This is a genomic window from Prosthecobacter sp. (assembly GCF_044232965.1).
Taxonomy (GTDB): domain Bacteria; phylum Verrucomicrobiota; class Verrucomicrobiia; order Verrucomicrobiales; family Verrucomicrobiaceae; genus Prosthecobacter.
In genome coordinates this window covers 1-3,050 of sequence record NZ_JBIIKX010000156.1, presented here as the reverse complement: position 1 = coordinate 3,050, position 3,050 = coordinate 1, and the positions used below count along the sequence as shown (strand labels likewise).

The window sequence follows — 3,050 nt, the reverse complement described above, 5'->3', positions numbered from 1 at the left end:
TATCTTGTGCATGATCCGCTTCGGCACCCGCAATATATGGTATTTATAGTGCGTCTTGGTTGCTTTACTGTTTCCTCAAAACCCCGACAAAAACACCCTCAATCTGCAACAAAATCGCCATGGACAAGACATTCAAGATTGGCAACCGCGAGTTTATTCTCGATCAAGACAAAGCCGAAGCCGCCTTCACCGCAAAGCGGGTCATCAATGGCCGCAAGAGCATGACCTTCAACCTCCTGCCGCTGAAGTACCAGTGGGCCTATGACCTTTATCGCACGATGAAGGCCAACCATTGGGAGCCGGAAGACATCCAGATGCAAAAGGATGTGGAACAATGGCGCTCCAACGAGATCACGCAGAACGAGCGCTGGATCATCATGATGGGCATCGGTTACTTTTCTGCCGCCGAAGGCATCGTGGGGGACAACATTCAGCACGTCGTTCGTGAGTTGGTCACCGCGCCCGAATTGAAGCTGGTGCTGGGTCGCCACGCGCATGAGGAGAACATCCACGCCGATTCGCTGCTGTATATGATTTCCTCCCTGGGCATCAATCCCCATGAGTGCGAGTCCATGTTTGAGCAGATCCCGACGATCGTGAGGAAAAACGAGTTCGTCACCCGCATCTCCAACAACATGCGCCGGGACATCGACCTCACGAATCTGGAGAACAAGCAGCTCCTGGCCAAGAACATCTTCATGTTCGGCCAGTGCATGGAGGGCACGCAGTTCTACGGCCTCTTTGGCATGATCCTGAGCCTTTACCGCCAGAACAAGTTCCCCGGCATCGGCCAGATGTTCCGCTACACGCTGCGGGATGAGTCGAACCACATCGAGGTCTTCCGCAATCTGTTCATGGACCTCATCGAAGAGAATCCGGACCTGTGGACGCCGGAATTCCGCGAAGAGCTCGTCAGCATCATGCGCGAGGCCATCAGATTGGAGAAGGAATTCATCCGCGACTGCCTGCCGGTGAACGCCGTGGGCCTCAGCGCCGCCGAGTTTGAGCAATACATCGACTTCATCGCTGACCGCCGCCTGGCTGGCTGCGGTCTGCCTGCCCTGAGCCCTGGCGTCACCAATCCGCTGCCTTGGCTGGCGGAGATGATGGACGTGCGCAAGGAGCAGAACTTCTTTGAGGGCAAGGTCACGGACTACCAAAAGGCGTCCGCCCTCGTCCACAGCTCCGACGACGACCTGTAAGCCTCCCAGATCGAAAAATGCTCGCTGGAGTGATCCGGCAAAGATTTTTTCATCATCCCAATTTACTCTCGCTCCTTCATCAAACGCAACGCTCCTCCCGCCATGATCGCCAACCTGCTCCAAGAAGACAAAGTCCTCAAAAGGGTCACCCAAACCCCCAAAGACCAGAAGCCTCAGTTTGAGTGGAGCGCCCTGGCCGTGGCGGCCATCGGTGAAACCGTCCCTGCCTCCATCAAGGTGAGCATCGGCGGCAAGGAGCGTGATTTCGACTCCGCCGAGATCGCAGACACCGTGGGCAGCGCCCTGACGGACCTGTTCCTGGCCCGTCAGAAGGAAGGGGACATCTACAATGAGACGAATCGCCAGTTCGTGCAGAACATCTCCAAGGCCGTCACCGAGGAGATCCACCAGCGCACGGCCCAGCTTGCCGAAGGGAGCGGCCGGGCGGCCACGCTGAACGCAAAGGACATCTACCACTGCATTGAGCGGGCCCTGATCCATCACAACGCGCATGACGTGGCGCGTACCCTGGCCGAACGTCGCAAACGCACCGAGCCGCATGATCCCTTCGCCGATGCCATCCCGCAGCCCCTCATCGTGAATACCAAAGTCATCCGCCGCAGCGGCCAACTCGTCCCCTGGAACCACAACAAGATCGAGATTGCCGTCCGCAAGGCCTTCCTTTCTCTCGAACTCGACTCCTCGCCTGCCGTCCAGATCGCCGAGACGGTCAGCCGCTACATCGCCGAGGAAAACAAGCAGTTCATCCACATCGAGGACGTACAGAACCTCGTCGAGGAAGAACTGATGAAGCAGGGCTTCTTCAAAGTCGCCCGTGGTTACATCCAGTATCGTGCGCTGCGCACCAGCATGCGCGACACCGACGAGCAGGAAGCCGCCATCGCCAACGAAATCGAGAGCCAGGACCAGCAGGCGCTCATCGTCGTCAAGACCGCCGACGGCAATTCCTTCCTCTGGGACGGCGCCGATTTGAAGAAGCGCATCGACTTCGCCATGCTCGGCCTCGATTTGTGCCTCACCCGTGCCGAGATCGAGATGGAGCTGCGCCGCTCGCTCAATTCCGACATCACGCTGGACCATCTGAAGCAGACCATCACGCTCAATGCGAAAACGATGATGCAGAAGGACGCCGACTTCGCCAAGTTCGCCGCCCGCGTCCTGCTCAGCTACATTTATGAGGAAGTCCTCGGCTGGGACATCGTGCGTGATGGCATCGAGGCCCTGCGCGACTTCCACCGCCGTGCCTTCCGCCGCAACCTCGCCCGTGGCGTCGAGATCGACCGCTACAACCCGCGCCTGCTTCAGTTCGACCTCGACAAACTCGCCGACGCGCTCGACCCCGCTGCGGACATGGACTTCGACTTCCTCGGCATCCAGACCCTCTATGACCGCTACTTGATCGTCGATAAGAAGATCAAGCCCGCCAAGCGCCTCGAAACGCCGCAGCTCTTCTGGATGCGCGTCGCCATGGGCCTCAATGTCGGTGAACGCGACGGCAATCCCGAGGACAAGATCATCGCCATCTACAAGCTCTACAAAGGCCGCCGCTTCTGCTCCAGCACCCCGACGCTCTTCAACAGCGGCACGCTGCACTCCCAGCTCAGCTCCTGCTACTTGTACAAAGTGGACGACAGCATCGAGTCCATCATGATCCGTGGCATCGCGGAGAATGCCTTCCTCTCCAAGTGGGCCGGCGGCCTCGGTGGCTCCTGGACCAGCGTCCGCGGCACCGGCGGCTACATCAAAGGCACCAATGGCGAGTCCCAGGGCGTCATTCCCTTCCTCAAGCTGCACAACGACCAGCTCATCGCCGTCAATCAGGGCGGC

2 protein-coding genes are annotated in these 3,050 nt (G+C 58.9%); both read left to right on the top strand.

Annotation, left to right across the window (positions count from 1 at the left end):
• The first annotated feature begins 119 nt into the window (after positions 1-119).
• Positions 120-1,202, top strand: a complete 1,083-nt coding sequence (locus ACILSI_RS26915; RefSeq protein WP_395725019.1) for a ribonucleotide-diphosphate reductase subunit beta — start codon at positions 120-122, stop codon at positions 1,200-1,202.
• Positions 1,203-1,304: 102 nt separating this feature from the next.
• A partial coding sequence (locus ACILSI_RS26910) for an ATP cone domain-containing protein (RefSeq protein WP_395725018.1) occupies positions 1,305-3,050 on the top strand: 1,746 nt, incomplete at its 3' end.

What these genes read in the sequence shown, in the direction of transcription:
- ACILSI_RS26915 (WP_395725019.1), top strand. Translation starts at nt 120, where the DNA reads ATGGACAAGACATTCAAGATTGGCAACCGCGAGTTTATTCTCGATCAA.